The organism is Mycolicibacterium sp. ND9-15, assembly GCF_035918395.1.
GTDB lineage: Bacteria > Actinomycetota > Actinomycetes > Mycobacteriales > Mycobacteriaceae > Mycobacterium.
In genome coordinates this window covers 3,931,092-3,956,164 of sequence record NZ_CP142362.1, presented here as the reverse complement: position 1 = coordinate 3,956,164, position 25,073 = coordinate 3,931,092, and the positions used below count along the sequence as shown (strand labels likewise).

Annotated in this window: 24 protein-coding genes and 1 rRNA gene; 3 read left to right on the top strand and 22 right to left on the bottom strand. The window is 64.9% G+C overall.

Annotated elements, in window-relative coordinates; all coding sequences use genetic code 11:
- Positions 1 to 123 precede the first annotated feature (123 nt).
- A 16S ribosomal RNA gene (locus QGN32_RS18885) occupies positions 124 to 1,645 on the bottom strand.
- A 324-nt stretch (positions 1,646 to 1,969) separates the two neighbouring features.
- Complete coding sequence (gene murA, locus QGN32_RS18880; protein WP_326545817.1) at positions 1,970 to 3,223, bottom strand: UDP-N-acetylglucosamine 1-carboxyvinyltransferase; 1,254 nt, start codon at positions 3,221 to 3,223, stop codon at positions 1,970 to 1,972.
- 70 nt (positions 3,224 to 3,293) lie between these two features.
- Between murA and QGN32_RS18875 the strand changes: the two genes are divergently transcribed.
- Positions 3,294 to 3,872 carry a cob(I)yrinic acid a,c-diamide adenosyltransferase gene (locus QGN32_RS18875; RefSeq protein WP_326549149.1) on the top strand — a complete coding sequence of 193 codons (579 nt, stop codon included), beginning with the start codon at positions 3,294 to 3,296 and terminating at the stop codon, positions 3,870 to 3,872.
- Here the strand turns inward: QGN32_RS18875 and QGN32_RS18870 are convergent.
- The 16 genes from QGN32_RS18870 to fadD1 form a co-directional block, all read right to left on the bottom strand.
- Positions 3,869 to 4,315, bottom strand: coding sequence for a DUF2550 domain-containing protein (locus QGN32_RS18870; protein ID WP_326545816.1), 447 nt, complete (start codon positions 4,313 to 4,315; stop codon positions 3,869 to 3,871). The genes QGN32_RS18875 and QGN32_RS18870 overlap by 4 nt on opposite strands.
- 39 nt (positions 4,316 to 4,354) lie before the next feature.
- Positions 4,355 to 4,720, bottom strand: a complete 366-nt coding sequence (locus tag QGN32_RS18865) for a F0F1 ATP synthase subunit epsilon (protein WP_326545815.1) — start codon at positions 4,718 to 4,720, stop codon at positions 4,355 to 4,357.
- Between the two features lie 2 nt (positions 4,721 to 4,722).
- A complete protein-coding gene (gene atpD / locus QGN32_RS18860; RefSeq protein WP_326545814.1) occupies positions 4,723 to 6,252 on the bottom strand; it encodes a F0F1 ATP synthase subunit beta in 1,530 nt (509 codons plus the stop codon).
- 22 nt (positions 6,253 to 6,274) lie between these two features.
- On the bottom strand, positions 6,275 to 7,201 hold the full coding sequence (locus QGN32_RS18855) for a F0F1 ATP synthase subunit gamma (protein ID WP_326545813.1): 927 nt from the start codon (positions 7,199 to 7,201) through the stop codon (positions 6,275 to 6,277).
- 13 nt (positions 7,202 to 7,214) lie between these two features.
- The gene (gene atpA, locus QGN32_RS18850; RefSeq protein WP_326545812.1) at positions 7,215 to 8,864 is read right to left on the bottom strand and encodes a F0F1 ATP synthase subunit alpha; all 1,650 of its coding nucleotides are present in this window, start codon (positions 8,862 to 8,864) and stop codon (positions 7,215 to 7,217) included.
- 78 nt (positions 8,865 to 8,942) lie between these two features.
- Positions 8,943 to 10,274 (bottom strand): F0F1 ATP synthase subunit B/delta, encoded by a 1,332-nt coding sequence (locus QGN32_RS18845; RefSeq protein WP_326545811.1) that lies wholly within the window; start codon positions 10,272 to 10,274, stop codon positions 8,943 to 8,945.
- Between the two features lie 4 nt (positions 10,275 to 10,278).
- Positions 10,279 to 10,797 carry a F0F1 ATP synthase subunit B gene (locus QGN32_RS18840; RefSeq protein ID WP_326545810.1) on the bottom strand — a complete coding sequence of 173 codons (519 nt, stop codon included), beginning with the start codon at positions 10,795 to 10,797 and terminating at the stop codon, positions 10,279 to 10,281.
- An 8-nt stretch (positions 10,798 to 10,805) separates the two neighbouring features.
- Positions 10,806 to 11,054 carry a F0F1 ATP synthase subunit C gene (locus tag QGN32_RS18835; protein WP_064347125.1) on the bottom strand — a complete coding sequence of 83 codons (249 nt, stop codon included), beginning with the start codon at positions 11,052 to 11,054 and terminating at the stop codon, positions 10,806 to 10,808.
- 65 nt (positions 11,055 to 11,119) lie between these two features.
- On the bottom strand, positions 11,120 to 11,902 hold the full coding sequence (atpB, locus tag QGN32_RS18830) for a F0F1 ATP synthase subunit A (RefSeq protein ID WP_326545809.1): 783 nt from the start codon (positions 11,900 to 11,902) through the stop codon (positions 11,120 to 11,122).
- The gene (locus QGN32_RS18825; protein ID WP_326545808.1) at positions 11,899 to 12,354 is read right to left on the bottom strand and encodes an ATP synthase subunit I; all 456 of its coding nucleotides are present in this window, start codon (positions 12,352 to 12,354) and stop codon (positions 11,899 to 11,901) included. The genes atpB and QGN32_RS18825 overlap by 4 nt, the downstream gene beginning before the upstream one ends.
- Before the next feature lie 234 nt (positions 12,355 to 12,588).
- Positions 12,589 to 13,797 carry a glycosyltransferase family 4 protein gene (locus QGN32_RS18820; protein WP_326549148.1) on the bottom strand — a complete coding sequence of 403 codons (1,209 nt, stop codon included), beginning with the start codon at positions 13,795 to 13,797 and terminating at the stop codon, positions 12,589 to 12,591.
- 11 nt (positions 13,798 to 13,808) lie between these two features.
- Complete coding sequence (locus tag QGN32_RS18815) at positions 13,809 to 14,462, bottom strand: L-threonylcarbamoyladenylate synthase (RefSeq protein ID WP_326545807.1); 654 nt, start codon at positions 14,460 to 14,462, stop codon at positions 13,809 to 13,811.
- 41 nt (positions 14,463 to 14,503) lie between these two features.
- Positions 14,504 to 15,337, bottom strand: a complete 834-nt coding sequence (gene prmC, locus QGN32_RS18810) for a peptide chain release factor N(5)-glutamine methyltransferase (RefSeq protein ID WP_326545806.1) — start codon at positions 15,335 to 15,337, stop codon at positions 14,504 to 14,506.
- Positions 15,334 to 16,434 (bottom strand): peptide chain release factor 1, encoded by a 1,101-nt coding sequence (gene prfA, locus QGN32_RS18805; RefSeq protein ID WP_326545805.1) that lies wholly within the window; start codon positions 16,432 to 16,434, stop codon positions 15,334 to 15,336. The genes prmC and prfA overlap by 4 nt, the downstream gene beginning before the upstream one ends.
- 82 nt (positions 16,435 to 16,516) lie before the next feature.
- Positions 16,517 to 16,750, bottom strand: coding sequence for a 50S ribosomal protein L31 (rpmE, locus tag QGN32_RS18800; protein WP_326545804.1), 234 nt, complete (start codon positions 16,748 to 16,750; stop codon positions 16,517 to 16,519).
- 161 nt (positions 16,751 to 16,911) lie between these two features.
- Positions 16,912 to 18,483 carry a fatty-acid--CoA ligase FadD1 gene (fadD1, locus tag QGN32_RS18795; RefSeq protein ID WP_326545803.1) on the bottom strand — a complete coding sequence of 524 codons (1,572 nt, stop codon included), beginning with the start codon at positions 18,481 to 18,483 and terminating at the stop codon, positions 16,912 to 16,914.
- 101 nt (positions 18,484 to 18,584) lie between these two features.
- Between fadD1 and QGN32_RS18790 the strand changes: the two genes are divergently transcribed.
- Both QGN32_RS18790 and QGN32_RS18785 read left to right on the top strand, forming a co-directional pair.
- The gene (locus tag QGN32_RS18790; protein ID WP_326545802.1) at positions 18,585 to 19,193 is read left to right on the top strand and encodes a TetR/AcrR family transcriptional regulator; all 609 of its coding nucleotides are present in this window, start codon (positions 18,585 to 18,587) and stop codon (positions 19,191 to 19,193) included.
- A 97-nt stretch (positions 19,194 to 19,290) separates the two neighbouring features.
- Positions 19,291 to 19,488: a winged helix DNA-binding protein gene (locus tag QGN32_RS18785; RefSeq protein ID WP_326545801.1), complete on the top strand. Its 198-nt coding sequence runs from the start codon at positions 19,291 to 19,293 to the stop codon at positions 19,486 to 19,488.
- A 57-nt stretch (positions 19,489 to 19,545) separates the two neighbouring features.
- On the opposite strand, the gene rho is transcribed toward QGN32_RS18785, so the two are convergent.
- The 4 genes from rho to QGN32_RS18765 form a co-directional block, all read right to left on the bottom strand.
- Positions 19,546 to 21,420 carry a transcription termination factor Rho gene (gene rho, locus QGN32_RS18780; RefSeq protein WP_326545800.1) on the bottom strand — a complete coding sequence of 625 codons (1,875 nt, stop codon included), beginning with the start codon at positions 21,418 to 21,420 and terminating at the stop codon, positions 19,546 to 19,548.
- Positions 21,421 to 21,712: 292 nt separating this feature from the next.
- A complete protein-coding gene (gene thrB, locus QGN32_RS18775) occupies positions 21,713 to 22,660 on the bottom strand; it encodes a homoserine kinase (RefSeq protein ID WP_326545799.1) in 948 nt (315 codons plus the stop codon).
- Between the two features lie 3 nt (positions 22,661 to 22,663).
- Complete coding sequence (gene thrC, locus QGN32_RS18770) at positions 22,664 to 23,749, bottom strand: threonine synthase (RefSeq protein ID WP_326545798.1); 1,086 nt, start codon at positions 23,747 to 23,749, stop codon at positions 22,664 to 22,666.
- Positions 23,746 to 25,071, bottom strand: coding sequence for a homoserine dehydrogenase (locus QGN32_RS18765; protein ID WP_326545797.1), 1,326 nt, complete (start codon positions 25,069 to 25,071; stop codon positions 23,746 to 23,748). The genes thrC and QGN32_RS18765 overlap by 4 nt, the downstream gene beginning before the upstream one ends.
- Between the last annotated feature and the right edge of the window lie 2 nt (positions 25,072 to 25,073).

The following is a 25,073-nucleotide window of genomic DNA, read 5'->3' as shown; positions in this document are numbered from 1 at the left end:
CTCAACGTTTGTCGTGCACCAGACCCCCACCCACTACAGGTGAAAGGCCATCCAACGAATCGGTCTGAGACACCGGACAATCCGCGATCTGCGGGCCGGCCCAAACATCGTGGTGCTCCTTAGAAAGGAGGTGATCCAGCCGCACCTTCCGGTACGGCTACCTTGTTACGACTTCGTCCCAATCGCCGATCCCACCTTCGACGGCTCCCTCCCACACGGGGTTAGGCCACCGGCTTCGGGTGTTACCGACTTTCATGACGTGACGGGCGGTGTGTACAAGGCCCGGGAACGTATTCACCGCAGCGTTGCTGATCTGCGATTACTAGCGACTCCGACTTCACGGGGTCGAGTTGCAGACCCCGATCCGAACTGAGACCGGCTTTGAAAGGATTCGCTCCACCTCACGGCATCGCAGCCCTTTGTACCGGCCATTGTAGCATGTGTGAAGCCCTGGACATAAGGGGCATGATGACTTGACGTCATCCCCACCTTCCTCCGAGTTGACCCCGGCAGTCTCTCACGAGTCCCCACCATCACGTGCTGGCAACATGAGACAAGGGTTGCGCTCGTTGCGGGACTTAACCCAACATCTCACGACACGAGCTGACGACAGCCATGCACCACCTGCACACAGGCCACAAGGGAACCGACATCTCTGCCGGCGTCCTGTGCATGTCAAACCCAGGTAAGGTTCTTCGCGTTGCATCGAATTAATCCACATGCTCCGCCGCTTGTGCGGGCCCCCGTCAATTCCTTTGAGTTTTAGCCTTGCGGCCGTACTCCCCAGGCGGGGTACTTAATGCGTTAGCTACGGCACGGATCCCAAGGAAGGAAACCCACACCTAGTACCCACCGTTTACGGCGTGGACTACCAGGGTATCTAATCCTGTTCGCTCCCCACGCTTTCGCTCCTCAGCGTCAGTTACTGCCCAGAGACCCGCCTTCGCCACCGGTGTTCCTCCTGATATCTGCGCATTCCACCGCTACACCAGGAATTCCAGTCTCCCCTGCAGTACTCCAGTCTGCCCGTATCGCCCGCACGCCCACAGTTAAGCTGTGAGTTTTCACGGACAACGCGACAAACCACCTACGAGCTCTTTACGCCCAGTAATTCCGGACAACGCTCGCACCCTACGTATTACCGCGGCTGCTGGCACGTAGTTGGCCGGTGCTTCTTCTGCTACTACCGTCACTTACGCTTCGTCGTAGCTGAAAGAGGTTTACAACCCGAAGGCCGTCATCCCCCACGCGGCGTCGCTGCATCAGGCTTGCGCCCATTGTGCAATATTCCCCACTGCTGCCTCCCGTAGGAGTCTGGGCCGTATCTCAGTCCCAGTGTGGCCGGACACCCTCTCAGGCCGGCTACCCGTCGTCGCCTTGGTAGGCCATCACCCCACCAACAAGCTGATAGGCCGCGGGCCCATCCCACACCGCAAAAGCTTTCCACCACACACCATGCAATGCGTGGTCCTATCCGGTATTAGACCCAGTTTCCCAGGCTTATCCCAAAGTGCAGGGCAGATCACCCACGTGTTACTCACCCGTTCGCCACTCGAGCACCCCCGAAAGGGCCTTTCCGTTCGACTTGCATGTGTTAAGCACGCCGCCAGCGTTCGTCCTGAGCCAGGATCAAACTCTCCAAACAAAAACCATTCAGAAAATCTGACACAAGCACGACACCAAAAACTGGCATCAAAAAACACCACACCCACAAACGGGAAAACAGGGCATGGCAAAAAACAACAACAAACAAAAACCACCAAACACACTATTGAGTTCTCAAACAACACACCCGCTTTTGGGGCAACCCTGCCAGTCTATACCGACTGGACAGAGACGTCAAACCCCGTCCTCCAGTCCGATTGGCCTGGGGCCGTGGGCTTCTCACAAGAGGATACGCCAGGCGCGCACGAAGTCCAAAGGGACCCTCGAACCGGCGGCAGGCTCCGGACTCACCGCCCGACCGGAGTCAGGCCACCCGCTCGATTTCTGCGCCGAGGCTCTTGAGGTTCTCGACAAATAGCGGATAGCCCCGGTCGATGTGGAAGACGTCGTGCACTTCGGTGTCGCCGTCGGCAACCAGCCCGGCCAGAACCAGGCCCGCGCCCGCGCGAATGTCCGATGCCCAGACCGGTGCGCTGGACAACTGTGGGATTCCCCGGATCACCGCGTGATGCCCGTCGGTCCGGGCGTCGGCCCCCAGGCGGACCATCTCCTCGACGAACCGGAACCGTGCTTCGAACACGTTTTCCGTGATCATCGATGTGCCGTCGGCGATCGCCGCCAGCGCGATCGCCATCGGCTGCAAGTCCGTCGGAAATCCCGGGAACGGCAGCGTCGCGACGTTCACCGCCTTCGGACGTTCGTACTGGACGATCCGGAAACCGTCGTCGGACTGGGTCACCGTGGCGCCCGCGTCGTGCAGCTTGTGCAATACCAACTGCAAATGCTGAGGGTCGACGCCGATGACCGAGATGTCGCCGTGCGTCATCGCCGCGGCGATCCCCCACGTCGCCGCCACGATCCGGTCGCCGATCACCCGGTGCTCTGTGGGATAGAGCCGGTCGACGCCGGTAATCGTCATCGTGGAGGTGCCCGCACCGGAGATCTGGGCACCCATCTGATTGAGCATCGCGCACAAATCGACGACGTCGGGTTCGCGCGCGGCGTTATGGATGGTGGTGACGCCCTCGGCGACGACGGCCGCCATCAGGATGTTTTCGGTCGCCCCGACGGAGGGAAATTCGAGCTGGATCTCGGCGCCCCGAAGATGGTCCGCCTCGGCGACCACGCAACCATGCTCGATGTTGCAGCGCGCCCCCAACTGCCGCAGGCCGGCCTGATGCATGTCCAACGGCCGCGATCCGATCGCGTCGCCGCCTGGCAACGCCACTTTGGCACGTTTACAGCGGCCGACGAGCGGACCCAACACACACACCGACGCGCGGAATTGGCGGACCGCGGCGAAGTCGGCGTCGTACTTGGGTTCGTCAGGCGAGGTGATCCGAACGACGTCGCCGTCCAGTTCGACTGTGGCCCCCAGCCCTCGAAGCACCTCGGCCATCAGCGGCACGTCGAGAATGTCCGGGCAATTGGTGATCGTGCTGGTCCCTTCGGCCAGCAGGGCCGCGGCCATCAACTTGAGGACGCTGTTCTTGGCCCCCCCGACGGCAACTTCGCCCGATAACCGGTTTCCGCCGGTCACCACGAATCGCTCGCTCACGCGGGTCAGTGTAAACAGCGCCGCGGAGCCGTGTCAGTTTCTCGGATACGCGTTCCGGTACGGTTTGACCATGGCGGTCCATCTGACCCGGATATACACGCGCACCGGCGACGACGGCACTACGGGCTTGAGCGATTTCAGCAGGGTGTCGAAAACCGACGCCCGCCTCGTGGCGTATGCCGACTGCGACGAAGCCAACGCCGCCATCGGCGTGGCAATCGCCTTGGGAAACCCCGACAGGCAAATCGTGAAGGTGCTCAAGCAAATTCAGAACGACCTCTTCGATGCGGGGGCTGACCTGTCGACACCCGTCGTCGACGACCCCGAACACCCCCCTCTGCGAATCTCTCCAACCTACGTCGACCGACTGGAAGCTTGGTGCGACGAGTTCAACGAGTCGCTGTCTGCACTGAATTCGTTTGTCCTGCCTGGTGGTACGCCTCTGTCCGCGCTGCTACACGTTGCTCGCACAGTGACCCGCCGCGCCGAGAGGTCGGCCTGGGCAGCAGTGGAGGCGCACGGCGACGCGATCAGCGTGTTACCTGCGAAATACCTGAACAGGCTGTCGGATCTGCTGTTCATCCTGTCCCGGGCGGCAAATCCCGACGGCGATGTGCTGTGGCAACCGGGCGGTCCGGCAACGGATTAGAAGCTGCGACGTCGTGCGCGGGGTGAGGGCCTGGACTCCAACCAGGACAAAAACGCCGTCAGCGCACCGCGATCCAGCGCGATTTCGTAGCGGCGGCGACGTTCAGGGCTGGTATCGCGCAATTCCAGCACCACGATCTCGTCGGTCATAATGTCGAACTCGTCGCCGCGTGGCCCACGCCGCGAGACGATCTCCAGACCGCGGCGGCTCAACCGGCGATCCGGCCACCAACGCAGGCTGGACAACCGGTAGAAACCCGCTTCGCCGCCGCGGTAACGCATTACGCCGTGACGCCAGCCATGGCCGCCGACAGCCGGTACGTCCCGCAGTATCGCCGCGGTACCACCCACCTGTCGTAGCTTCCACAGCCGGTAGGAGAGAGCCACCACGACGACGAGCAGCACGCAGATCAGCGCGACCATTATGACCATGAGCGCGCTCATCTTCCTATCCCGTCGCTCCGCTCGCCTAGGTGGCGGCCGCTAGTCGATCTGGCCCAGGGCGCGAAGCCTCGCTCGACCTTTGGCGGCGATTGCGGGATCGTCGGATTCGGAGTCCTGACGCGCGCTGTCGGCATCGATCTCGTTCTCGAGTTCGGCGGATTCTGCGAGGATGATCACTCCGTGATCGGTGACCGACATGAATCCGCCGTTCACCGCGATGCGCACATCATCCTCACCCTCTCGCTCGAGGCGCACCATGGCGTCGTCGACGAGTTGGGCAACCAGCGGGATGTGGCGAGGCAGGATTCCGATCTCACCTGCCGTGGTACGGGTGAAGAGGAACGTCGCCTTGCCCGACCAGATTTCCCGCTCGACGGCGACAATGTCGACGTCTAGTTCCGCCATCGCTATTCGCCCTTGTCGGAATCGTCGTCCTTGTCGGCGCCGCCGTTCGTGTCCGTCTGTGCCGGCGCTCCGTCGCCGCCACCGTCTTGCATCTTGGCGCCAAGGCTCTCAGCCTTCTTCTCCAGATCCTCGAGGCCGCCGATGAGGAAGAACGCCTGCTCCGGAAGATGGTCGAAATCGCCCTTGGCGAGCTTGTCGAAGGCTTCGATGGTTTCCTTCAGCGGAACGGTCGAACCCGGCTGACCGGTGAACTGCTCGGCCGCCATCATGTTCTGCGACAAGAACCGCTCGATACGGCGGGCACGCTGCACCAGCTGCTTGTCCTCCTCGGCCAACTCGTCGATGCCGAGAATCGCGATGATGTCCTGAAGGTCCTTGTAGCGCTGGAGGATTCGGATGACTTCCTGCGCGACGCGGTAGTGCTCGTCGCCGACCACGCTGGGATCGAGGATCGTCGAGCTGGACGCCAGCGGATCCACCGCCGGGAAGATGCCCTTGGAGAACACCGACCGGCTCAGCTCGGTGGTGGCATCGAGGTGAGCGAACGTGGTCGCAGGCGCCGGGTCGGTGTAGTCGTCGGCGGGCACATACACCGCCTGCATCGAGGTGATGGAGTGGCCACGCGTCGAGGTGATGCGCTCCTGCAGCTCACCCATCTCGTCGGCCAGCGTCGGCTGGTAGCCCACCGCGGACGGCATGCGGCCGAGCAGCGTCGAAACCTCGGAACCCGCCTGGGTGAACCGGAAGATGTTGTCGATGAACAACAGCACGTCCTGACCCTGCTCATCGCGGAAGAATTCGGCCATCGTCAACGCCGACAACGCGACTCGCATACGCGTGCCGGGCGGCTCGTCCATCTGGCCGAACACCAGCGCGGTGTCCTTGAGCACGTCGGCATCCGCCAGCTCGACCCAGAGGTCGTTGCCCTCGCGGGTGCGCTCACCCACGCCGGCGAACACCGATGTGCCACCGAAGTTTCGGGCGATGCGGTTGATCATCTCCTGGATCAAAACGGTCTTACCGACGCCGGCGCCGCCGAACAGTGCGATCTTGCCCCCGCGGACGTACGGGGTGAGCAGGTCGACGACCTTCAGGCCGGTCTCCAGCATCTCGGTCTTGGGTTCCAGCTGGTCGAACGCCGGCGGCTTACGGTGGATCGACCAACGTTCGAAGTCCTTGCCGTAACCGGGCTCATCCAGGCAGGCGCCGAGCGCGTTGAACACGTGGCCCTTGACGCCATCACCGACGGGCACAGAGATCGAGCTGCCGGTGTCGGTCACGTCGACGCCACGCACCAGGCCGTCGGTGGGCTGCATCGAAATGCACCGCACCAGGTTGTCGCCGAGGTGCTGGGCGACTTCGAGAGTCAGCGTCTTGGCCAGATCCTTGTAGCCGATCTCGGCGTGCAGCGCGTTGAACAGTTCCGGCACGGAACCGCGGGGAAACTCGACGTCGACAACGGGACCGGTGACACGTACGACGCGACCGGCGGTGTCGGTCGCATTTTCTGGTTTCTCAGTAGTAGCAGTCATGTCTTCTCTTCGCTTTCTGGGGCTACTTCTTGGCCGCGTCCGCAAGCGCGTTCGCGCCACCGACGATTTCGCTGATTTCTTGGGTGATCTGAGATTGCCGCTCGCGGTTGGCCATCAGCGTCAGATCCTTGATGAGGTCGTCGGCGTTGTCGGTCGCCGACTTCATGGCGCGTCGGCGCGAAGCCGACTCCGACGCCGCCGCCTCGAGCAGCGCGGCGAAGATCCGGGTGGAGACGTACCGTGGCAGCAGCGAACCGAAGAGGGTTTCGGGGTCCGGCTCGAAAGAGAACAGCGTGTGCGGTCCGGTTTCCACCTCTTCGTACTCCACCTCCATCGGTGCGATCCGGCGTGCGATCGCCGACTGCGACAGCATCGATTTGAATTCGGTGAACACGATGTGCAATTCGTCGACGCCGAGCACGTCGTCCGCCCCGGGATCGTCGCCTTCGTCATCCATGCCTGCCTGAAAGGCGTCGACCAACGTCGTCGCGATTTCTTGCGCGTTCTCGTAGTCAGGCCGCTCGGAGAAACCGGTCCACGACTCCTGGATGTCCCAGTTGCGGAAACTGTAATAGGCAAGAGCTTTCCGGCCCACCACATAGAGGATGGGATCTTTGCCCTCCTCACGGAGCAACGAGAACAGCTCTTCGGACCGCCGGAAGATGTTCGCGTTGTACGCGCCGGCGAGTCCTCGGTCCGACGACACCACCAACACCGCAGCGCGCCGGGGGTTCTCGCGCGCGACGAGCAGCGGGTGATCCAGCGCGCTCGCGGTCGCGAGTTCGGTCAGCATGTTGGTGATCTCGCGGTCGTAGGGCCGAGCCGCCTCGACTCGGGCCTGCGCCTTGGCGATCCGCGACGTCGCGATCAGCTCCTGGGCTTTGGTGATCTTCTTGATCGAGCCCGCGGAGCGGATACGGCCGCGCAATTCGCGCAGTGTGGCAGCCATCTGTTCTCAGGCCTTACTTCTTCTTCTTCGGTGCGGGCTTACGAACCTTCACCGATTCCTTTTCGACGTCTTCCTCGTCCATCGCCTCGACATGCTCGTCGGGCACGACCGAGCTGCCGTCGGTGGTGGCGAAGCCCTTCTTGAAGTCGTTCACCACTTTTCCGAGCTTCTCTTCCAGTTCCTCGGAGAGCTTCTTGCTCTCCCGGATCTCCTTGAGGATGCCCTCCTGCGAGCCCTTGACGTGCTCGAGGAACTCCCGCTCGAACTTCGAAACGTCCTCGACGGGAACGGAATCCAGGTGACCCCTGGTGCCCAGGAAGATTGCGACGACCTGTTCCTCGACCGGCATCGGGCTGTTCTGCGGTTGCTTGAGCACCTCGACGAGCCGGGCGCCGCGGTCCAGCTGTGCCTTCGACGTCTCGTCCAGATCGGAGGCGAACGCCGCGAACGATTCGAGTTCGCGGTACTGCGACAGATCTAGGCGGAGGCTTCCCGCTACTTCTTTCATCGCCTTGATCTGGGCGGCGCCGCCGACGCGCGACACCGAGACGCCGACGTTGATCGCCGGCCGGACACCCTGGTTGAACAGGTCGGTCTCCAGGAAGCACTGGCCGTCGGTGATCGAGATGACGTTGGTCGGGATGTAGGCCGAGATGTCGTTGGCCTTGGTCTCGATGATCGGCAGCCCGGTCAGTGAGCCGCCGCCCAACTCGTCGGACAGCTTCGCGCAGCGCTCCAGCAGCCGCGAGTGCAGGTAGAACACGTCTCCGGGGTACGCCTCGCGGCCCGGCGGACGGCGCAGCAGGAGCGAGATCGCGCGGTAGGCCTCGGCCTGCTTGGTCAGGTCGTCGAAGACGATCAGCACGTGCTTGCCGTCGTACATCCAGTGCTGGGCGATCGACGAGCCGGTGTATGGCGCAAGCCATTTGAAACCGGCGGAGTCCGATGCCGGTGCGGCGACGATCGTTGTGTACTCCATCGCGCCACCCTCTTCGAGGGTCTGACGCACGCTGGCGATCGTGGTGCCCTTCTGCCCGACCGCAACGTACACGCAGCGGACCTGCTGGTCGGGGTCGCCGGTCTCCCAGTTCTGCCGCTGGTTGAGGATGGTGTCCACACAGACTGCGGTCTTACCGGTCTTGCGGTCACCGATGATCAACTGCCGCTGACCGCGACCGATCGGGGTCATCGAGTCGATCGCCTTGATGCCCGTCTGCAGCGGCTCGTTCACGCCCTGGCGCTGCACCACCGAGGGCGCCTGGAGTTCGAGGGCTCGCCGTTCGGTGGTCTCGATCTCGCCGCGGCCGTCGATCGGCTGGCCCAGCGGATTGACCACGCGGCCGAGGAAGGCGTCGCCCACCGGGACCGAGAGGACCTCGCCGGTGCGCTTGACCTGCTGGCCCTCTTCGATCTTCTCGAAGTCACCGAGGATGACCGCGCCGACGCTGTGCTCGTCGAGGTTCAGCGCGACGCCGAGCACGCCACCCGGAAACTCGAGCAACTCCTGGGTCATGACCGACGGGAGGCCCTCGACGTGAGCGATACCGTCGCCTGCGTCGATGACGGTGCCGATCTCTTCGCGCTCGGTGTCCGCCTCGAAGGCAGCGACATACTCCTCAACTGCGCCCTGGATCTCATCCGCCGAGATCGTCAACTCTGCCATGGTGTACTCCTCTTCGCGCGAGCGCTCATCGGTGGCTCTTCGTCTTCCTACTTCGTGTGGTCTTGGTTTGTGGTCGGGTCAGTCGGGTAGATGGGTCTCGGCCGCCGCCAGCTTGGACGCCAGCGAACCATCGATCACCTCGTCGCCGACGGCGATGGTCAATCCGCCGAGCAGCGCGGGATCGACGTCGAGCTGAGTCGACACCGGACGGCCGTAGATACGGGTGAGCAGTTCGGTGAGCCGCTCGTTCTGGGCGCCGCTGAGTTCGGCGGCGGCCCGAACCTCCGCGACGATCTCTCCGCGCCGGGAAACGGCCAGGTTCGCGAGTTCGCGTACGGCTTCGTCGGCGCGCTCGCCGTGCAACAGGCCGAGCGTCTGGCGGAGCAGATCCGCAGTGGTCTTGCTCGCCCGACGGCCGAGCACGTTGTTCAGCAGGCCGATTCGACCATCCAGGGGCGCGGTGTACTGGCTGAGCAGCGAGATCAGCCGCGGCTCAGAATCGAGGATGCGGCTGAACCTGAACAGCTGGTCCTCGACGTCCTCGATCTGACCTTCGGCCTCGGCGCGCACCAGCAATGCCAACCTGGCGATGTGCTGGAGGGCGTGGATCAGATCCGATGTGGTCGACCAACGCTGCGAGACAGCGGTTTTGAGGATCTCAAGCGCAGCGTCCGAGACCTGGCCGGAAAACAGTCGCTCGACGAGCCGAACTCTGAGGTCGGCGGTGCTCGACGGGTCGGCCAGGTGCCTGGACAGCACGGCCTCGCCGCGTAACAGCGTCGTCGAAGACGCCAGATCGTTCGCCAACCCGGTCAGCGCGTCGGCGTCGAGACCGGAAACAATGCCGTCGAACCGTTCGACGAGTTCAGACAGCGACTCGCGGCTGGCGGCACCGAGTTTGGCCGTGACAACATCTGTGAACGTCGTGGTCGACGGAGCCATCTCGTCGAGTTCGGCGAGGAAGCGGTCAACGGTCGCGGACTGTTCGGAGCGATCGGACACGAAGTCGCGCACGATGTTTCCCGCCCGCTGCACCGACTCCGCGCCGAGGCTCTGCCGAAGCTCGCGGACGAGCTGCTGGCGCAGCAGTTGAATCTGCTGGGCGCCTTGCAACTTGATCCGCTCCAACTCCAGGTCGGCCTGGGCACGGAGTTGCTCGGCGATTTTATCGGCATCACGACGAGCCTCTTCGATCACCTCCGCAGCTTCGGCCTTCGCTGATTCCACCGCTTTCGCGTGCTCGGTATCGGCGTCGGCCACCTTCTTCTCGGCCTCGGCGTGCTCCTCGAGCTGCCTACGAACGGCTTCCTTCTGGGTGTCCATCATCTGCCGTATCAGCGGCACGACGTATCGCACCACCAGGAAGACGATCAACGCGAAACCGATCAGCTGTCCGATGAATGTCGACATGCGGCTACCGTCCCTGCCCTGTCGAAACCGGCACTGTACGAGTCGTCACATCGACCCCGAGCACCCGGCTTGCAAGATTGGCCGACAACCGTTCGACCGACGATTGAAGGTCGGTCCGCAACGCCAGCGACTGTTGCGTCAGCTCCTCGTTGGCCTGTTGGAGCAGACCCGATACCTCTGCCTGCGCACGCGTCCGCGCCTCCTCGACGATCTGGCGTCCCTCGGCGCGGGCCTCCTCGCGGACATCCGTCGCCTCGCGGCGTGCGGTCGCCATCACCTCACGGGTGTCGGCATCGGCGGCGGCGCTCAACTGGGTCGCCCGTCGATTGTCCTCGGCCGTCTTGTGCACCATGGCTTCGCGTTCGTGCAGCACCCTGGAAATCGGTGGCACGACCCACTTGGCGATCACTCCGAGCACGATCAGGAAGATCAGCAGCACGAAGATGAAGGTGCCGTTGGGGATGAGGAAGTTGCTCTGGCCGCCTTCCTCCACCGCCAACAGAACGACGTTCGGGTCAGCCATGGCCGGCTTTAACCCCCGACCGGGGTGGCGAACACGAACAGCGCCATGAATGCCAGGTTGATGAAGTACATGGCCTCCACCAGACCGACCGTGATGAAGAACGGGACGAACAACCTGCCCTGAGCCTCCGGCTGCCGGGCCACGCCGTTGACCAGCGCGCTACCGACGACGCCGTCACCGATCGCGGCACCGATAGCACCGCCACCGAGAAGAAGTCCACCGCCAATGAGCGCTCCGGCAGCGATTGTGGGATCCATTCCTTATCCTCCTTGATATCTGGTAGCAGTCCTACCAGGTGGTTTGTCGAGCATTTCCGCTTTGGTCAGTGGTGTTCTTCGTCCAGCTCCATCGACTGGCCGAAGTACAGAATGGTCAGCAGCGCAAAGATGAATGCCTGGATGGCGCCGATGAACAATTCGAACGACTTCCACAGCGCGTTCGGCGCCCACATGATGTAGGCCGGGAACAGGGCGATGATCGTGACCATGATGCCGCCGGCGAACACATTGCCGAAAAGTCGGAGTGACAACGAAACTGGCTTGGCGAGTTCCTCGACGAGGTTGATCGGTGCGAGGAACGCCACGTGTCCCTTGAGCAGTTTGATGGGGTGGCCAAGAACCCCTCGGCGCCAGAATCCCGCGAGGTGATAGCAGATGAAGACGAACAGGCCCAGCGCCAGCACGAAGTTGATGTCAGAAGCAGCGGGCTTGAGGAACTCGTGGATACCGGTCTCGTTGGAGTATTGCCACGGGAAGACCGACAGCCAGTTCGCGATCAGGATGTACACGAACAGCGTCACTGCCAGGGGCACCACGAACGGTGCGACTCTGATACCGATCGCGGACTCAACCTGGTTGCGAACCTGGACGGTGATCGCTTCCCAAAACAACTGCACTCCGCTGGGGACACCACTCGAGGTGACCTTCGCGCGCAGGTAGAACGCCAGCCCCAGAACGATCACCGCGGCGATCGACGCGGACAGAATCGTGTCGGTGTTGACTGTCAGCCCGAACCAGTTGGCCTCGGTGTGGGTGCCGACGTGGATACCGGAATCGGCGGCGAGGATCGTCACCGGTGTCGTAACGGCGGCATCGAGTCCTGTCATTCCCGTGTGGCCTCCCCTTGGGATCCGTCAGTGTCAGTCGGGCTGCCGGCCCGAAGCTTTCGGGCAACGGGCAGCGCGGTCGAGAACACGAGCAGCATTTGAAAGATTGCCATTCCGAAGACCACACCCAGACCCTCGGGCCGGAACAAGAACGCGATCGTCAGGCCGATCACCGTGAGGAACATCAAGCGGACGGCCGAGTTCACGGCCATCTTGCTCTTCAGCGGGTGAGCGTCGGCGGTGATCCTGAGCGCGGATCGTCGTACCAGTACTGCGTTGAGTAAGCCGAGTCCCAAGCCGATACCGAAGAAGATTCCAACCATCGCGTGACCGAGTAGAGCGGTTCCCGCGGTCGCCGCCGCGGCCAACGCGATGCAGATCATCGAGAGGCGCACCGGCCGGAAGGCAACCGATGGCAACACCAACGGCGCGTCTTGCGCGGGCGTCGTCACAACTTCACCTCAATCCGCGGTCACGGTGGCTGCCCCGATGATTAGCGTGCGTGGCGCCCTGAGCGTAACGGAGGGCGGTTGGCTCGCTGGAATCACCCACGGGGCAGCTCCCTTTGTCGGTCGTAGTTCCGTTCCGATCGGTAATTCACCGACGGCCCGGGGCCGGCAACCCGCGAGGTTTTTTCGGGTTCTGACTGCACCCTAACACATGGTGGGAGGCCTAAAATCGGCCTACTACTTTTCGTCGTACATTGCCTGCAACTGGCCGTTTCGCCGGCGCAGAAGAGGGATGAGCGTCACTACGACGGCGACCAGAATCGCGGCCAGCATCACTGCCCCGCTGTAGCGCGGATCGAAGAAGATCGTGCTGGCGGCGCCGAAGCAGACGATGCTCACCCACAGATAGATGACCAACACCACGCGCCGGTGCGAATGGCCGATCTGAAGCAACCGGTGGTGCAGGTGCATCTTGTCCGGCGTGGTGAAGTGAACGCCCGCTCGGGTGCGCCGGATGATCGCAAGCAAAGTGTCGAGTGCCGGCACGAACATGACCGCCACCACCAGCAGGAAGGGTGAGAGCAACGCAAACACGTCGCGCACCCCGTACGCGGTTTGCGAGATGGGCCCGGCAGCGGTGGTGGCCGCCGCCGCCAACATCAAGCCGATCAGCATCGAACCGGAATCGCCCATGAAGATCTTGGCGGGATGGAAGTTGTGCGGCAGGAAGCCGAGACAGACGCCCGCAAGCACCACCGAGATCACGGCGGGCGGGTAGAACAGCACGTCGCCGCCATGGTCACGCAACAGTCCGACCGAGAAGATGCAGATTGCCGACGCGGTGATCAGCCCCAGACCGGCAGCGAGGCCGTCGAGTCCGTCGATGAAATTCATCGCATTGACGATCGACACCGTCAGCGCCAACGTCAGGAGGATCGACGACACCTGGTCGAGCACGATGGTGCCGACACCGCCGATCGGGATGTAGAGCACGCTCCACGCGACCCCCATGGTGACGAGGACACTCGCGGCGGTGATCTGCCCGGCGAACTTGGTCAAGGAGTCCAGGCCCCAGCGGTCGTCGATCAACCCGACGATCATGATCAGGCCGCCGGCCACCACCACGGCTGGCATGCCGGTCGAATACACGAAGCCCCGCGTCAGCGCCGGCAACTGGGACGCCAGGAGCACGGCGAACGCGACGCCGATGTACATGGCAAGACCGCCCATCCGCGGGATCGGTTGCGAGTGCACATCCCGGTCGCGCGGGATCGCGACCGCTCCCAGCCGGCGCGCCAGCACCCTGACCCACCCGGTCGCGAAATAGGTGATGATCGCAGCGGTCAGCCCGACGAGTGCGAGCTCCCGAATCGGTACGCCCGCACCGCGGTCACTGAGTGCCAGCAACGTGTCGGCGGCATAGACCACCGGTGAACCGTACTGCACGAAAGTCACTATCAGTCCGTCAAAGTCGTGGGTTCAACACCGAGCACGGTGGCGATCGCCTCGACGGTCACCGGGCCCTGGCGCAGCACCCGCGGGTGCGCACCGGTCAGGTCCACGATCGTCGACGCCGCCTGCTGCTGTGACGGCCCGGCGTCGAGATAAACCTCCACCTGCTCGCCGAGTTGCTCGCGCGCCTCCTGTGCGGTCACCGCTGCGGGTCGTCCAGAGACGTTGGCACTCGAGACCGCCATCGGGCCGACGCCCCGCAGCAGTTCGATGGCAACCGGATGCAACGGCATGCGCAGCATCACGGTGCCCTGCGCATCGCCGAGGTCCCATTGCAGCGACGGCGCCTGGCGCACCACCAGGCTCAGCGCGCCCGGCCAGAACGCGCGGATGAGCTCGCGTGCGGTGTCCGGAACGTTGTACACCAGGCCTTCGATCGTGTGCCATGAGCCGACGAGGACGGGAACCGGCATGTCGCGGCCACGTCCCTTGGCCGCCAGCAGGGCAGCGACGGCTTCGCCGTCGAACGCGTCGGCGGCGATGCCGTAGACGGTGTCGGTCGGCAGGACGACCAGACGGCCACCCTTGAGCGCGCTCATCGCCGACGCGATACCGGTTGCGCGCTGTTCGGCATCGGAACAGTCGAACAGCTGGGTCATGCCTCGGCCTCCCCCTCGCTCGTCGTCGCCTTCGGCTCTCATCAGACCCTCCGTGCCGTCACGAACCGTGGCCGCCCGGCGAGGTCGCGTCGAGCGCGGACGTCGCGAAATTGCGCGGTCCGGCGGAAGCGCTCGACGGTCCGCTCCGACGTCGTGTCGTCGTGCTCGACGGCGGTGCGGCCATCGCTGCGCAGCCACCTCGCTGCGATCCCGGCGATCGCGTCGATCACCCGCATCCCGTCCGGTCCGCCGAACAACGCGTGTGCCGGGTCATGTTCGGCCACTTCGGGTTCCAGTTGCGCACCGTCGGGGATGTACGGCGGGTTGGCGACGATGAGGTCGACCGAGCCGTCGAGTTCCGGCAGCAGGCCGGGTTCGGTGACGTCGGCATTCACGAGTTCGGCGCGGGTGTTGGCGAGGTTGTGCCGCGCGTACTCGAGGGCCGACTCGGAGTCGTCGACGGCGATGATGCGGGCGTGGGGCCAGTTCCTCGACAACGCGAGCGCCAGCGCACCGCTGCCCGTGCACAGGTCGACGATCACCGGTGCGTCGGGCAACCGTTGTGCCAGCGCCCATTCCAGCAGCGCCTCGGTTTCGGGGCGGGGGATGAAGACCCCGGGACCGACGTGTACGTCGACCGAACCGAATGGTGCGGTGCCCAACAAGTGCTGCAGCGGTACCCGTCGGGCGCGTCGGGCGACGAGTTCGTCGTAGTGCTCTGCGAAACCGGGGCCGGCCTCGACGAACCTGACGCGTCCGCGATCGGTGCCCGTGGCGTGGGCGGCCAACAGTTCGGCGTCGACGCGCGGCGCTGCGACACCGGCCTTCGCCAGCGCCGCCGCCGCCGCGTCGATCATCTGGCCAAGCCGGGTCATGTTCTCTGCAGTCGCGCTTGCTTGTCGGCGGCGGCAAGGGCGTCGAACAGGTCGTCGAGGTCGCCGTCGAGCACCTGGTCGAGGTTGTGTGCTTTGAAGTTGATCCGGTGGTCGGCGATCCGGTTCTCCGGGAAGTTGTATGTGCGGATGCGCTCGCTACGGTCCACCGTGCGGATCTGGCTGGCCCGGTCGGCCGACGCGTCGGCCTGCGCCTGCTCCTCGGCCAGCGACTGCAGGCGTGCCGCGAGCACCTGCATCGCGCGGGCCTTGTTCTGTAACTGAGACCGCTCGTTTTGACAGGTGACGACGATGCCCGTGGGCAGGTGGGTGATGCGCACCGCGGAGTCGGTGGTGTTGACGCCCTGGCCGCCCTTGCCCGACGACCGGTAGACGTCGATACGCAGATCCGATTCGTCGATCTGCACCTCTTCGACTTCCTCTGGCTCCGGGTAGACGAGCACGCCGGCCGCCGAGGTGTGCACCCGGCCCTGCGACTCCGTGACGGGCACCCGCTGCACCCGGTGCACGCCGCCCTCGAACTTCAGCCGCGACCAGACCCCGTCGGCCGAGTCTCCCTTGCTGCGGATGGACAGCGTGGCCTCTTTGTAGCCGCCCAGGTCCGAGAAGGTCTCGTCTAGCACGGTGACGGCCCACCCGTGCCGCTCGGCATAGCGGATGTACATCCTGGCCAGATCGGCGGCGAACAGCGCGGACTCCTCACCGCCCTCCCCCGACTTGACCTCGAGCACGATGTCGTCGGCGTCGTGCGAGTCACGGGGCGCCAGCAGGTCGGTCAACTGGGTGTCGAGCCGTTCGACGGTGCCGGTCAGCTCGTCCACCTCGGCGACGAACGACGTGTCGTCGGCCGCCAACTCCCGTGCGGCCTCCAGATCACCGCGAGCGGCTTCCAGTTTGCGGTAGGTCGCGACGATCGGCGACACCTGGGCGAAGCGCCTGCCGACTTTGCGGGCATGGGCGGCGTCGGCATGCAGGTTCGGATCGCTGAGCTGCCGTTCGAGGTCGGCATGCTCGGCAAGCACCGCATCGATTGCTCCGCCCGGCTGAGCCGGGAATTCGGCGCGAGCGGTGTCCGTCATCCCGACCTCCTCTCTTTCCCGCGAACGCAAACCGGCGCCCGGCCTGGCCGCTGATGCGGCAGATCGGGCGCCGGGAAGAAAGCTACTTGTCCGTGGCGTTCTTGTCGGTCTTGCGCTTGCCGTAGCGCTTCTCGAAGCGGGCCACGCGGCCGCCGCTGTCGAGGATCTTCTGCTTACCGGTGTAGAAGGGGTGGCACTGAGAGCAGACCTCGACGTGAATCTGTCCGCTCTGCTTCGTGCTCCGCGTGGTGAACGTGTTACCGCAGCCGCAGTGCACGGTGGTCTCGACGTAATCGGGGTGAATACCCGTTTTCATGGTGTCCTCTTCGAATCGTGGCCCCGGGTCGCCCCTCCGTGCTGGAGGTGACGGGCGTGAACCGGAACTTCAGCGTCGGCGGTCCATTATGCCAGCTCAACCGCCAAGTGCCCAAACGCGTGCGCAGCCCCGGGTATTCCGCCTTCAATACGCGAACGGCACTACGGGTTGGGGTGGAACTTGCCGCCGTCGCGGCGCCAGAGCTTTCTGCCATCCGGTGTGGTTCCTCGCGCGACCAACTCACGCTTGAGAATTTTGTTGGTGGCGGTGCTGGGCAGGTCGTCGGCGATCCACACGTGCCGCGGCCACGCCTTCGGCGAGAGGTCACGCTGAGCGGCCAGGAACTGCTCGAACGTCTCCGGATCGAGATCGGCGTCGTCTTGCAGCACGAGAGCCGCCATCACCTGATCGCCGACGAGTTCATCGGGGACCGGATAGACCGCGACACGGTTGACCGCCGGCAGCCGGAGCAGGATCCGCTCGATGGGCGCCGTCGCGAGGTTCTCACCGTCGACCCGCATCCAGTCCGCAGTGCGCCCGGCCAGATAGATGTAGCCGTCGGCGTCGCGGTAGGCCAAGTCCCCCGTCCAGTACATGCCATGGCGCATCCGCTCGTCGGTCGCCTCGCTGTCGTTGTAGTAGCCCCGGAACAGTCCGCTGCCGTCGGTGTTGACCAGTTCCCCCACCGCGGCGTCCGCGTTGCTCAGCGCCCCGTTCTCGTCGAACTCCGCCACCGGACACTCGGTCACCGTCTCGCTGTTGTAGATCGCAACACCCGGGAACCCTTGTCCGATAGACCCTTTCGGCGTGTCCGGGGTGCGGGTGATGATCACGGCGTTCTCCGTCGAGCCGAACCCGTCGTCGACGGTCACCCCGAAGCGCCTGCCGAACTCCTCGATGTCCCGGTCGGTGGCCTCGTTTCCGAACGCGACTCGCAGCGGGTTGTCGCGATCGTCGGGCTGCTCCGGCGTCGCCAGCACGTACGCCAGCGGTTTGCCGACGTAGTTCATGTACGTCACGCCGTGACGTCGGATGTCGGCGAGAAAGCCGGACGCGGAGAACTTGGCCGGCACCATCGCGGCACCGGCGACGAGCGCGGGCGCCCACCCGCCCACCACGGCGTTGGAATGAAACATCGGCATCGAGAGGTAACAGACGTCCTGGTCGGTGATTTCGAACCTCTCGACCAGCGCGTTGCCGGCGAACAACACCATCAGGTGGGCGACCTGGACTGCCTTCGGGTCGCCGCTGGTTCCGGACGTGAAGATCATCATGAACGTGTCGTCGACGGCGGCTTCCCGGTACGGGACGAATGCCGTCGCGGTGGCCAGGAAGTCGGTCCAGCCCGTGCTGGACGTGTCGAACACCGTGACGCCCGACAGGTCCAGGCCGTCGAGCAGCGGTCGATGCTCTGCGTCGGTGATCAGGAATTGACAGTCCACCTTGGCGATGTCACCCGCCAGGGCTTCGCCGCGGCGCGTGGTGTTGATGCCGCACACCACATAGCCACCCAGGGCGCCCGCCGCGAGTGCGATCAGCATGTCCGGGGTGTTTCCCAACAGCATGCCGACGTGCAGGGCATGGTTCGGGTCGGCGGCTCCGATAAGGGCAGCGGCCTGCGTCTTCGCCTCGGCGACGTACTGGCGGTAGGTCCATGTGCGGTCTCCGTGCCTGACCGCAACGGTGTCGCGGTCGGCGCGCTCGTTGAGCAACTGCTGGAGTGTGTCCGCCATGGCTCACCTCTCGACCGTGAACAGATTTCGGATTGTGTCTACCATGGCACAATGCTCCGATCGGCCCGCTTGAGGGCGAGATTAACCGAGGAGCCCATCCGGTGACGAGCGACACCGCCACCAATAATGTTCGCGATCGCCTGATCGACGCCGCCGAAACCTGCCTGCGCGCCAAAGGAATCCGCTCGACGACCGTGTCGGAGGTCGCGGAGGTGGCCGGTGTTTCCCGCGGCTGGCTCTACCGCCACTTTCCCGACAAGGTGTCGCTTCTGGGTGCGGCTATCGTCCGGCTGAACGACGCGTACTGGTCGGAGGCGCACGCGATTCTCGAGCGCGTCGAGGGCTTCGACCGACAACTCGCGGTCGGCGTCGTCCACGGCCGCACCGCCTATGACGACCCGGGCGCCTTGCTGATGAAGCTGCGCGTCGACGAGCCTGAGGAGTTCGCCGCTTGCGCCGGCGCCGGCGTGCAGGGACTGGTGCCCGACCTGGCCGACTTCTGGTCGCGATACTTGGTCGCGGCGCGCGAATCCGGCGAGGTCCATCCCGACGCCGACATCGCAGAGGCATCGGAATGGCTTGCCCGCGTGCTCATTTCGCTTGCCACCGTGCCGGGCACGATGCTGGACCCCAGCGACGGCGACGCGGTGCTGCGACACCTGCGCCGCTACGTCATGCCGGGCTTGCGTACCGACCCCGCCGTCGTGTGATCTCGGTGCCCTAACGATCGGTGAGCGACTGAATCCGCGCCGAAATCGCCGTGCCGCGGGCGCGCTGGTCGACCAACTGGAACGCGCCGGCTATGTGGTGCGCACTCCGGAGCCGCCCGATGCGCGCGCCAGGCTCGTCACGCTGAGTGAGAAGGGCAGTGCGGTGTGCCGGGCGGCTGGAGCCGCGATAGCCAGGGTCGAGAACGAGTGGCGAGAGTTCCTCGGTGAGCGCAGGCACACGCAGATGCGCGACGCGCTGGTGGCGCTGCGCGAGATCACCGACCCCTATCGCTGAGGTGGTTTCGGTGCGCTACCGATCGCTGAGCGACCGATTGAGCACCGAAATCACCGGTCAGTCGACGTCCGCCGAACCCGGAGCGGTCTTGGAGACCTGCACCAGGAACTCGTAGTTGTTCTTGGTCTTGCGCAACTGGCTCATCAACAGGTCGATGGCCTGATGTGGGTCGAGACCCGACAGCACCCGACGCAGCTTGTGTACGACCGCGAACTCGTCCGGGCCGAGCAACAACTCGTCCTTACGGGTGCCCGACGGGTTGACGTCGACGGCCGGGAAGACGCGTCGCTCGGCGATCTTGCGGTCGAGTTTGAGCTCGGCGTTGCCGGTGCCCTTGAACTCCTCGAAGATCACGGTGTCGCCGGTGGACCCGGTTTCCACCATGGCGGTGGCGACGATGGTCAGCGAGCCACCCTCTTCGATGTTGCGGGCCGCCCCGAGGAACCGCTTCGGCGGGTACAGCGCGGTCGAGTCGACACCACCGGACAGGATGCGCCCCGACGCCGGTGACGCGTTGTTGTACGCGCGGCCCAACCGGGTGATCGAGTCCAGCAGCACGACGACGTCCTTGCCCTGTTCGACCAGGCGCTTGGCGCGCTCGATCGCGAGCTCGGCGGCCTGGGTGTGATCGGACGGCGGCCGGTCGAAGGTCGAGGCGATGACTTCGCCCTTGACCGAGCGCTGCATGTCGGTCACCTCTTCCGGACGCTCGTCGACGAGCACCACCATCAGATGGCATTCCGGGTTGTTCGTGGTGATCGCGTTCGCGATGTCCTGAAGGATCGTGGTCTTACCGGCCTTCGGCGGTGACACGATCAGCGCGCGCTGACCCTTGCCGATCGGCATGATCAGGTCGATGACGCGCGTGGTGAGTCGCTCGGGCGTCGTCTCCAGGCGAAGCCGCTGATTCGGGTAGAGCGGGGTGAGCTTGTTGAAGTCCGGGCGCTTTTTGGCCTCCTCGACCGGCTTGCCGTTGACCGTGTCGAGCCGGACCAGCGGATTGAACTTCTGCCGCGGATTCTGGCCGCCGCCTTCACCTTCTTTGGGCACCCGCACCGCGCCCGTCACCGCGTCGCCGCGGCGCAAGCCGTTCTTGCGCACCATGTTCATGGAGACGTACACGTCATTCGGGCCGGCTAGATAGCCGGAGGTGCGGACGAACGCGTAGTTGTCGAGCACATCGAGAATGCCCGCGACGGGCTGGACGACGTCGTCCTCGCGGAGTTCGGTGTCGCGGTCACCGCCGCCCTCGCCGCCGCGCTCACGGCGCCTGCGGTCGCGGTAGCGGCGACCCCGGCGGCCGCCACGGCCCTCGCCGTCGTCGTCGCCAGCGTTGCCGCGGTTCTGGCCGCCCTGCTGGTCGCCTTGCTGCTGATCGCCGTCGGACCTGGCATCCGACTTGGACTGGTCCTTCTGCGGGGCGCCGGACTTGTCGTCCTGAGCGTCGGGCTGGCCACCGGAGGAATCCGGCGCGCCCGTCCCGCGCGACGCGCCGCGGCGCTCGCGACGGCGGGGTTGCTGCTCTGCGTCCGCATTCGAGCCTCGGTCGTCGCTCTCGGCGTCCGACTCGGTTTTCGGAGCATCCTTCGCAGGTTCGGCGGTTTTCGTCTCGCCGGCGGCGGACACCTGGCTGCGGCCGTTCGACTCGCCGCGGCGTTCGCGGATCGCTGCGACCAGTTCGCTCTTCCGCATCCCGGATGCGCCCTCGACGCCGATCTCCTTGGCCAGAGCACGCAGCTCCGGCAGCACCATGGTCGACAGTGAGCCGGCGCGGTTACCGGACGCGACGTCGGCGGTTGGCGCGGTCTCTGCGGTGGGCGTGGCCGTCGGCTCGTCTGCCGCCGCAGAACTCGAAGTATCTGAACTCACGGTATCCGGCAACGCGCCGATGTCGCTGCTGCCGCCGGCCGTGATGAGGTCCGTTTCAGTCACGGATTTCCTTTCTTTCCCTCGCAGAACGGAGTGCGGGGATTCGGTGCGATCAGTTGATCCACTGAACGCATAAGCTCCACCATTGCCCCTGCAACGGTGATGGCCGGGTCTCACCGGTGTGCGGCGAACCGTCAATCCACGAGTAGCCCCAGAGGGAAATGAGTGGTGTCCTAGTGTCGGCGCAGGTAGAGACGCTGCAATTGCCGGACGACAGCGAGAATATCCCGCATTGCGACGGGACGCAACAAAGACACGTGTGTCGTGTTGATCCTGTGATCGCTTCTCCGCGGCCCTATCCGGTTTGGATGACCACGCCGGGCGCCCACTGGACGCCGTCGCCAACGGTCATCCTCCGCACGGTGAACCCGTTCGCGGTGCCGTACTCCGCTGCTTCATCGGGCAATTCCGGTGAAGTGCTCAGTGCGAGCACAGAGGGACCCGCCCCGGACAATACCGCTGGTACGCCACAACGTCGCAACACCTGTAGGTATTCCGCGGAGGCCGGCATCGCGGCCGCGCGCTGTGGCTGATGCAGCACATCCTCGCTGGCCGCCATCAGCAGGTCCGGTCTCTGAGTGAGCGCGACCACCATCAACGCCGCCCGGCTCACGTTGAACCGCGCATCCGAATGGCTGACTTTCTCCGGCAGCAGCACGCGTGTCTCGGCGGTCGACGAACGCTCGTCCGGGATCGCGATGAACAGGTGGATGTCGGGATGCACCCGGATCGACGCGGCCTCGTACCGAGGCGCCGGGTCGTCGCCCTCGGTCCACGCCACCACACCCCCACCCAACACCGCCGCCGAGGCGTTGTCGGGATGACCTTCGAACTCCGAGGCCAACTGAACGAGGTCGCGCTGCGGCAGCGGCGGTGAACCGACCTGTACTGCAAGGCCGTTGACGACGGATAGCCCACCAACCACGGCCGCGGCCGACGATCCCAGCCCACGCGAGTGCGGAATGTCGTTGCGGCACCGCACAATCATGCCGGAGGCACTGACCGACACCGCCTGCAAACCTCGGCGGACCGCCCGCACCACCAGATGCGTTTCGTCCAGCGGCAGGTGACCCGCACCCTCGCCCTCGACTTCGACCGTGAGACCGGAACCGGTTGTCTCGATGACGATCTCGTCGTACAGACTCAAGGCGATGCCCAGGCTGTCGAAACCCGGACCGAGGTTCGCACTGGATGCGGCCACCACGGAGGTGGCTCTCAGCCCAGGCGGCAGTACTCGAGTCACCGGCTATCCCAGCCCCAACTGCTCGACTACGGCCACCGGGTCCACCGGTACCGCGATGACCGACGGCATACCCTTCAATGCGGTATCGGGGTCCTTGAGTCCGTTGCCCGTCACGGTGCACACGACGGTCGAACCCTTGGCCACCCAGCCCTCCTCGATCGACTTGAGCAGACCCGCGATGCTGGCCGCTGATGCAGGCTCGACGAACACGCCCTCGGTCTGCGCGACCAGGTGATAGGCCGAGAGGATCTCATCGTCGGTGGCCGCCAGGAACCGACCGTCGGACTGCTGCTGCGCCTCTACGGCCGTCGCCCACGACGCAGGCGAGCCGATCCTGATCGCGGTCGCAACGGTTTCCGGATTGCTGACGGGTTCGCCGAGCACGAGCGGCGCCGCACCGGCCGCTTGGGTTCCCAGCATGCGCGGAAGACGATCCGAGATTCCATCGCGGTGGTACTCGGTGTAGCCCTTCCAGTAGGCGGTGATGTTGCCCGCGTTACCCACTGGCAGGGAGTGCACGTCGGGCGCGGCGCCCAACGCATCGACGATCTCGAAGGCCGCGGTCTTCTGCCCTTCGATGCGGTACGGGTTGACGGAGTTGACGAGCGACACCGTCGGGAAGTCGGCGGTGAGCTTACGAGCCAGTTCGAGGCAGTCGTCGAAGTTGCCGTCGATCTGGATGATCTTGGCTCCGTGCATGACTGCCTGCGCCAGCTTGCCCATTGCAATCTTGCCCTGAGGCACCAGCACCGCACAGGTGATACCCGCCCTGGCCGCATAGGCCGCGGCCGATGCCGACGTGTTTCCCGTCGAGGCGCACAGCACCGCCTGCTGGCCGCGCGCCACCGCTTCCGTCACTGCCATGGTCATGCCTCGGTCCTTGAAGGACCCGGTCGGGTTCAGTCCCTCCACCTTCAGATGCACTGTGCAACCGGTTAGTTCGGACAGCCGCTGCGCGGGCAGCAGCGGAGTTCCGCCCTCGCGGAGCGTGATCGGCCTCCAACCGTCCTCGACTGGAAGGCGATCGCGGTATGCGGCGATCAGACCCGGCCAAGGCTGGTGCACCGCAAGCGACTCATCGCTTCTCATTCGTCGGTTCCTTCCATGCGGAGCACGCTGTTGATGCTTTGCACCACATCGAGATCCGCCAACGCCGCCACCGTTTCCGAGAGCGCCGCGTCGGTAGCCTGATGCGTCACCACGACGAGGCGCGCGCCGCTAGGGTTACCGCTTTCGTCGACCATGCCCTCCTGGCGCACCTCGGCGATGCTGACGTCGCGCTTTCCGAATTCTGCTGCCACAGCAGACAACACGCCAGTCCGATCGGCGACGTTCATGTTCACGTAGTAGCGGGTCGGGATGAAGCCGATCGGCGCGATCGGGAGCTTGGCATACTTCGACTCGCGCGGCCCGCGGCCGCCCTGAACCCGGTTGCGGGCCGCCATCACAAGATCGCCCATCACCGCCGACGCCGTCGGCGCGCCGCCGGCTCCTTGTCCGTAAAACATCAGACGACCGGCGGCTTCCGCCTCGACAACCACCGCGTTGAAGGCGCCGTTGACGGTGGCGAGCGGATGGCTCAGCGGCACCAGCGCTGGGTACACCCGGGCCGAAACCCGTTGCTGCCCCTCGTCACCGGTGAGCCGTTCGCAGATGGCCAGCAGCTTGATGGTGCAGCCCAGCGCCTTGGCGGATTCGAAATCGGCGGTGCTGACCTTCGTGATGCCCTCGCGGTAGACGTCGTCGGCCGTCACCCGGGTGTGAAAGGCGATCGAAGCCAGAATCGCAGCCTTCGCCGCGGCGTCGTCTCCCTCGACGTCCGCGGTCGGGTCGGCCTCGGCGTAACCAAGAGCGCTGGCGTCGGCCAGCGCACTGGTGTAGTCGGCGCCCGTGCTGTCCATTTCCGAGAGGATGTAGTTGGTGGTGCCGTTGACAATGCCCGCCACGCGGATCACCGAGTCCCCCGCCAGCGACTGGGTCAGCGGACGGATGACGGGGATCGCGCCGGCCACCGCAGCTTCGAAATAGAGGTCAACGCGGGCGGTTTCGGCCGCCTGGGCCAATTCACCCGTCGACACGGCCATCAACGCCTTGTTGGCGGTGACCACGGACTTGCCCTGTTCCAGCGCCGCCAGGATGGCCTTGCGCGCCGGTTCCACGGGTCCCATCAACTCGACGACGATGTCGACATCATCACGCGAGACGAGTTCTTCGACGTCGTCGGTGAGCAGGTCGACGGGAACCCCACGGTCGTCGGCCACCCGACGGACGCCGACACCGCGGAGCACCAATGGGGCGCCGATCCGGGCGGCCAGGTCATCCGCGCTCTCCTCGATGATGCGCACGACCTGACCTCCGACGTTTCCCAAACCGAGAACGGCTACGCCGATGGGCTTTTCGGGATCAGCCATCG

Excerpts from the sequence above, each read along its gene's own strand:
- QGN32_RS18875 (WP_326549149.1), top strand. The coding sequence starts at position 3,294 with ATGGCGGTCCATCTGACCCGGATATACACGCGCACCGGCGACGACGGC.
- QGN32_RS18870 (WP_326545816.1), bottom strand. The coding sequence starts at position 4,315 with ATGAGCGCGCTCATGGTCATAATGGTCGCGCTGATCTGCGTGCTGCTC.
- QGN32_RS18865 (WP_326545815.1), bottom strand. The coding sequence starts at position 4,720 with ATGGCGGAACTAGACGTCGACATTGTCGCCGTCGAGCGGGAAATCTGG.
- atpD (WP_326545814.1), bottom strand. The coding sequence starts at position 6,252 with ATGACTGCTACTACTGAGAAACCAGAAAATGCGACCGACACCGCCGGT.
- QGN32_RS18855 (WP_326545813.1), bottom strand. The coding sequence starts at position 7,201 with ATGGCTGCCACACTGCGCGAATTGCGCGGCCGTATCCGCTCCGCGGGC.
- atpA (WP_326545812.1), bottom strand. The coding sequence starts at position 8,864 with ATGGCAGAGTTGACGATCTCGGCGGATGAGATCCAGGGCGCAGTTGAG.
- QGN32_RS18845 (WP_326545811.1), bottom strand. The coding sequence starts at position 10,274 with ATGTCGACATTCATCGGACAGCTGATCGGTTTCGCGTTGATCGTCTTC.
- QGN32_RS18840 (WP_326545810.1), bottom strand. The coding sequence starts at position 10,797 with ATGGCTGACCCGAACGTCGTTCTGTTGGCGGTGGAGGAAGGCGGCCAG.
- QGN32_RS18835 (WP_064347125.1), bottom strand. The coding sequence starts at position 11,054 with ATGGATCCCACAATCGCTGCCGGAGCGCTCATTGGCGGTGGACTTCTT.
- atpB (WP_326545809.1), bottom strand. The coding sequence starts at position 11,902 with ATGACAGGACTCGATGCCGCCGTTACGACACCGGTGACGATCCTCGCC.
- QGN32_RS18815 (WP_326545807.1), bottom strand. The coding sequence starts at position 14,462 with ATGACCCAGCTGTTCGACTGTTCCGATGCCGAACAGCGCGCAACCGGT.
- prmC (WP_326545806.1), bottom strand. The coding sequence starts at position 15,337 with ATGACCCGGCTTGGCCAGATGATCGACGCGGCGGCGGCGGCGCTGGCG.
- prfA (WP_326545805.1), bottom strand. The coding sequence starts at position 16,434 with ATGACGGACACCGCTCGCGCCGAATTCCCGGCTCAGCCGGGCGGAGCA.
- rpmE (WP_326545804.1), bottom strand. The coding sequence starts at position 16,750 with ATGAAAACGGGTATTCACCCCGATTACGTCGAGACCACCGTGCACTGC.
- fadD1 (WP_326545803.1), bottom strand. The coding sequence starts at position 18,483 with ATGGCGGACACACTCCAGCAGTTGCTCAACGAGCGCGCCGACCGCGAC.
- thrC (WP_326545798.1), bottom strand. The coding sequence starts at position 23,749 with ATGAGAAGCGATGAGTCGCTTGCGGTGCACCAGCCTTGGCCGGGTCTG.
- QGN32_RS18765 (WP_326545797.1), bottom strand. The coding sequence starts at position 25,071 with ATGGCTGATCCCGAAAAGCCCATCGGCGTAGCCGTTCTCGGTTTGGGA.